The 5,128-nt window shown below is 67.7% G+C and carries 4 protein-coding genes and 1 pseudogene; all 5 read right to left on the bottom strand.

The window, feature by feature from the left end; all coding sequences use genetic code 11:
• Positions 1 to 263: 263 nt before the first annotated feature.
• Positions 264 to 524, bottom strand: a pseudogene (locus MTBUT4_RS19665) (IS110 family transposase); the annotation flags it as partial.
• Between the two features lie 471 nt (positions 525 to 995).
• Entirely contained in the window at positions 996 to 2,162 is a 1,167-nt protein-coding gene (locus MTBUT4_RS19220) for a hypothetical protein (protein WP_173981332.1), read from the bottom strand.
• A 143-nt stretch (positions 2,163 to 2,305) separates the two neighbouring features.
• The gene (locus MTBUT4_RS19215; RefSeq protein ID WP_371738169.1) at positions 2,306 to 3,445 is read right to left on the bottom strand and encodes a DUF2336 domain-containing protein; all 1,140 of its coding nucleotides are present in this window, start codon (positions 3,443 to 3,445) and stop codon (positions 2,306 to 2,308) included.
• Between the two features lie 51 nt (positions 3,446 to 3,496).
• Positions 3,497 to 4,201, bottom strand: coding sequence for a glutamine amidotransferase (locus tag MTBUT4_RS19210; protein ID WP_173981330.1), 705 nt, complete (start codon positions 4,199 to 4,201; stop codon positions 3,497 to 3,499).
• 61 nt (positions 4,202 to 4,262) lie between these two features.
• Positions 4,263 to 4,469 carry a cold-shock protein gene (locus MTBUT4_RS19205; protein ID WP_173981329.1) on the bottom strand — a complete coding sequence of 69 codons (207 nt, stop codon included), beginning with the start codon at positions 4,467 to 4,469 and terminating at the stop codon, positions 4,263 to 4,265.
• Positions 4,470 to 5,128: the final 659 nt, after the last annotated feature.

Below are 5,128 nucleotides of genomic sequence, written 5' to 3'. Positions count from 1 at the left end.
ATGAGGCCCGAATGAGGTGAAGCTCCACCCCACCCGCACCCCCTCCCCATCGAGGGGAGGGGAGGACAGCGTCACTGCGCCTTCGACGGGCGGCAGGTCAGGCGGTCGAAGGTCAGGGTGCGCGACACCTTGCCGTCGGGCTGGACCAGCTCGGCGACGATGGTGTGGTCGTCCCGGGCCTCGACCTTGCCCGAGGTCATCACCGGCCGGGCGATGCGGGCCATCTTGTTGGCCAGCGCCACCGTGACCAACCGCACCGGCTTCTTGCCGAGCTTCAGGTAGGGTTTGACGTGCGCCGGCGGCAGAAGCCGGACCTCATGGCCCAGTGCCGCGATCTGCCGCGGCCAGTAATGCGAGGTGGCGCAAGCCTCAAGTCCCACCAGGCATGGCAAAATCTTGCAGAAGACCTTCAGCAGCTCGGCCCGGCGGAGCTGACGGCGCACCACCACCGCCCCGTCGGCATCGACCCCGTGCACCTGAAAGACAAGGACGGCAAGCCGCGCGGCCGCCTGCCCGAGGACGATCCCTGGCCGCTGTACCGCGAGGACGCCGCCAAGTTCGGCGACATCCCGCCCTACCCGTCCGACATCCCCATGCTGCAGCTGCATCATCCTCGACCGCCCGGAGGGCGGCTGCCGGGTCGAATTACTGGCCTTCGAGCCGCCGGGGACATGCCCGCTGCCCCCCCTCGCCGCCCCCGGCCTGCGCCACATCGTGCCGGTGGGCAAGCGCATGGCATGCGTGCGCGATCCCGACGGGGTGGTGGTGGAACTGGCGGAATACGGCGGGGTGCCGAAGTTTGCGGGGGGCGGGTGACGTTGACGGAGCACCCGGCCGCCGGTCATGGGATCACAGAGGAACACAGACAACCACACATGAACGCCGATGCACCGATCCATCGGCGTTTACCTGTGCGCGCCGTCAGGCGCGTGTATTCGTCTGTGTTCCCATGAACCAGCGGCCACCGCGCGCAAGGCGCCGGCGTTGCCGCCCCCCTACAGGCCCTTCTCGAAATCCGCCGGCGCGCGCATGTAGGCGCCGAACACGTCGGGCAGGCGGCGCCTGAGGTCCTCGAGCGGGTCGGCGGGATCCAGCGGGGTGCGCGAGGTCTTCTCGCAGAACATCTTGATCAGCTTCTTGTTGCCGGGCGGTCCGAAGATTTCGTTGAACTTCTCTTCGCCCAGCTTCTCCTGGGCGATGCCCAGGAAGATGGGGATCTGGTGGAACTGCAGGAAGGTGATGATCTGGTTGATGGTCTCGCCCGAGATCAGGTGCAGCCAGTCGGCCATCTGCTCCAGGTCCTTGGCGTTCTGCACCTCCATGGCCTCGAGGCGGTCGCAATCGACGCACACTTCCCAGAACTTCTCGCCCATCTTCTCGTAGACGGCGCCGTGCAGGAATTCGTAGCGGTCCTTGCCGAGGAAGGCGACGCCCTTGGCCGCCAGCGGCTGGGTGTCGAGCATCTCGCGCATCATGGAATCGGACAGGATCTTGCGCGCCGAGTCCATGGAATGGCGGCCGATATCGGCCAGGGCGGCGATGCCTTCCGGAGTGCGCAAGGTGGTGACGCCGCGGCCCATCTCGGTGATCAGCTTGACCGGCAGCTCGGCGAAATAGGGGATCAGCGGCACTTGCCAGTCGTAGTCCAGGTAGTCCTTGATGGCGGAATAGAAGCGGTCGCCCTGGGTGAGGCTGGGCTTGGGCTGCTCGGATTCGCTCCACTTGCCGCGCACCAGGCCGGTCAGCTTTTCCAGCAGCGACTTGGTCTGCGGCGAGATCTGGGGCTTCGGCGCCTGATCGCCGGCACTGCCCCAGCGGTGGTCGGAATAGGCCTTGGTGCCCGAGCGCACCACCATGCCGACGATCTGGTCCAGGCTGCGCTCGCAGCGTAGCGGCATGTCGTCCACGGTCACCGGATTGCCGACGGAATCCACCAGCAGATCCTGGAACTTCTCGCGCTTGGTCTTGATCAGCTGCAGGCAGGCGTACAGCAGGTCCGGCGTCGCCATGATGGTGGCGTAGGGATCCTCGTGGCTGCGGAACACCGGCACCATCTCCAGCAGCCGCTCCATCACCGGCCCCTTGATGGTGCGGATGATGTCCTTGCGGTTCTCGGCATCCTTGTCCACCGGCTTGGGCGCCGGCTTGGCTTTGTCGGCCATTCTCTGTGGATCCCCCTGTCCCGCACAGCGTAGTGATGCTGAATTTCGCGGCAATATACGAACGTCAGCGTCACTACACAATTCTACAAAGTAGTGGCCTGCTCATCCCCGAATTTCGCCATGCGAATTTCGGGGGCAGGACACTATTCGCCCAGCATGGTCGCCGGCAACTGGTTCATCTTGGCCAGCAGGTATTCGAGGTCGTCGTTCTCGAACTCGACCCCGAGGTCGCCGTACTGGGTGAGGATTCGTTCGATCATGCGGCGCGAGAAGCGCTCGCGGTCGTTGGGGCCGCCGTCGTATTCCATCTGGTACGACACGTCCACCGCCGCCCGCATGGCGCGGAAGAACGCCTTGGGCAGGCCTGCCTTCTCGAACAGTGCCTCGAAGCCGCGGCGGCCGGCGTCGTGGATCAGGGTGCGGGCGTTCTCCAGCTTGATGCGGGCCAGCTTGGCCAGCGACGCCTCGAAGAACACCATGTCGCCCATGCACACGGCGCGCAGGATGATCGAGGGGGTCAGGCGGCCGTTGCGGTAGAGGTGATCGACCAGTTTCAGCACGTCGGAATCGGCGTCGGCCAGGCCCAGGACCGCCAGTTCGCGCGCCTGCAGCAGCAGGCTGGTGGCGGTCTCAGGCGAGACGTCCGGGCGCTGCATCAGCGCCTCGCGCAGGTTCTCGGACACCCGGGTCATCAGCCGCTCGGCCACGGTCACCGGGAGCGAGCGCCGCGCCACCAGCTTGCCGCCGACGGTCTCGGAGGCGCCGAATTCCTCGACCACCTTCTGCAGGGTGGTCTCGGTCAGCTCGGCGCCCTCGTTGGACACCAGGGTGGCGACCACCGCCTCGTTGTGGGTCTCGACCAGGGCTTCGGCGAGATCGGCGGAGACGTGGGCGCGGCTGGCCACCGCCACCTGCTTCCCGGTCCCCTGGCTCTTGACGATCTCGACCAGATCCTCGTCGGTGAGGACCTCGGAGAACTGCAGCATGGGCAGCGACACAGCATCGACGTCGCGCGCCAGATCGAGCGCCACGTCATGGGGAACCAGCGGGTTCTCCTTGAGCTGACGAGCCAGCGCCTCGCGCACGCGAACTTCGGCGTCCTTGACCATCAGCCGGAAGATGTCCTCCGCCATGCGGCGCTGCTCGGCGCTCAGGCCGGCATGCTGGCTGGCGATCTTCTCGGCGATCTCGGCGCGGACGTCGGCGGTCGGGTTGGACAGCAGCCGCGCGACGTCTTCCTCTCTCAGCGTTTCTTCCACGACCGGTTTCTTTCGGGTTGGCATCCCCGGGACGGGATCGGCCACACTATACATCCGATCATGCAGGCTGAACAGCTACGCGCACACCTGTTCCACCCACTTGCGCAACAGGCTCATCCCCCTGGGCTCCATGCGGGGGGCGACGGCAGCGGTGGCGGCGCGCAGTTCGGCCACCGATACCCCCGGCGTGGCGGCGATCTCGGCGGCGTGGCCGACGAACCAGCGCTCCAGACCGCGCGCACCCGCCTCGACGTGGAACTGCAGGGCCAGCGCCCGCATGCCCCAGGCGAAGGCCTGGTTGGCGGTGGCCGGGGTCTCGGCGAGGCGGACGGCGCCGTGGGGCAGGTCGAAGGTGTCGCCGTGCCAATGCAGCACCGGCGCGCCGGCAAGCTCGGTCAGCACCGAGGCCTCGCCCTCCGGGGTGAGGGACAAAGCGGCCCAGCCGATCTCCTTGCCGTTGGGATTGGGATAGACCCGGGCGCCCAGCGCGCGGGCCATCAACTGGGCGCCCAGGCAGATCCCCAGGGTGGCGCGGTCGGCGCCAAGGCGGCGGCGGATCAGGTCGATCTCGGCGGTCAGGAAGGGGTAGTCGGCCTCGTCATAGGCGCCGATGGGACCGCCCAGCACCACCAGCAGATCGGGGGCGAGCGGGTCGAGCCGGGCAAGGTCGTCGGTCGCCGCCTCGACCATGGTGACCGTGAAGCCCAGCTCGGCGAGCACCGGCCCCAGCCGGTCCAGATCCTCGAAGGCGACATGGCGAATGGCGACGCAGCTTTTCATGGCTCCCCCGGATGCCGTGGACGGCCCGCCCGGACCGCCCACGGCGCCGGAGCGAGCCCGGTCAATCGGCCGGCGTGATGTTGCCGGCGGCTACCCTGCCGCGGTCGCGCACAATTTCGTAGCGGATGCGCTGACCCTCGTCGAGCTTGTCCAACCCCGCCCGCTGCACCGCGGTGACATGGACGAACACGTCGCTGCCGCCGCCTTCGGGCTGAATGAAACCATATCCCTTGGTCGCATTGAACCATTTCACGATACCGACCGCCATGCCAATCTCCTGCAGACCAGTTGGGAAACCCGCGCGCCGCAACGCCGGACGCGCGGATTCGCGAGGGCTCACGTGGCTCCTGGGCCCAAGGCGGTCAAGCGCCCTCGCCCATCAGTCCACCGGCCGCGCCCGGTCGGGACGCGGAAGGGAGCTGGTGGCCCTCATCAGGTCAGGTGGTTGCTCGCAAGGGCCGGCGAAAGAGGGGCACCTCTTTCGCTGGGGGGGCGGCAAGGGTGGCGGCGGACGCGACCGTGGAATTGGCTGCGCATTGACGGCCTCCCCCCTCACCGTCACCCCCGGGCTTGACCCGGGGGTCCACGGCGACGAAGTCGCCCTCGGCGGCATGGATGCCTGGATCAAGTCCACGGCTGTCCGGTTTAATTTTCGGACTGCCTTCTGGAGCCCTTGGTGACGGCTGCGTCCAGGGTGACGCTGGCCGCAGTATACATAATTTCCCTCGCCCGCCAGCGGGAGAGGGAGGGGCCCGTCGCGACAGCGACGGGAGGGAGAGGGCGCGCACCGCCAGGTGCGCTTCGCGACAGCGAAAGCGGCTGTCTCTCCAGGTCTTGGGCGCGTGGACACGCGCCGCCCTCACCCCGGCTCGCTGACGCTCGCCCCCTCTCCCGCAGGCGGGCGAGGGGGCCCTTAACAGCCGAAAA

It is taken from the genome of Magnetospirillum sp. UT-4 (assembly GCF_902729435.1).
Taxonomy (GTDB): Bacteria; Pseudomonadota; Alphaproteobacteria; order Rhodospirillales; family Magnetospirillaceae; genus Magnetospirillum.
The sequence above is the reverse complement of the archived record's forward strand: the minus strand, read 5'-3'. Positions and strand labels throughout refer to the sequence as shown.

What these genes read in the sequence shown, in the direction of transcription:
- MTBUT4_RS19220 (WP_173981332.1), bottom strand. Translation starts at nt 2,162, where the DNA reads ATGGCCGACAAAGCCAAGCCGGCGCCCAAGCCGGTGGACAAGGATGCC.
- MTBUT4_RS19215 (WP_371738169.1), bottom strand. Translation starts at nt 3,445, where the DNA reads ATGCCAACCCGAAAGAAACCGGTCGTGGAAGAAACGCTGAGAGAGGAA.
- MTBUT4_RS19210 (WP_173981330.1), bottom strand. Translation starts at nt 4,201, where the DNA reads ATGAAAAGCTGCGTCGCCATTCGCCATGTCGCCTTCGAGGATCTGGAC.
- MTBUT4_RS19205 (WP_173981329.1), bottom strand. Translation starts at nt 4,469, where the DNA reads ATGGCGGTCGGTATCGTGAAATGGTTCAATGCGACCAAGGGATATGGT.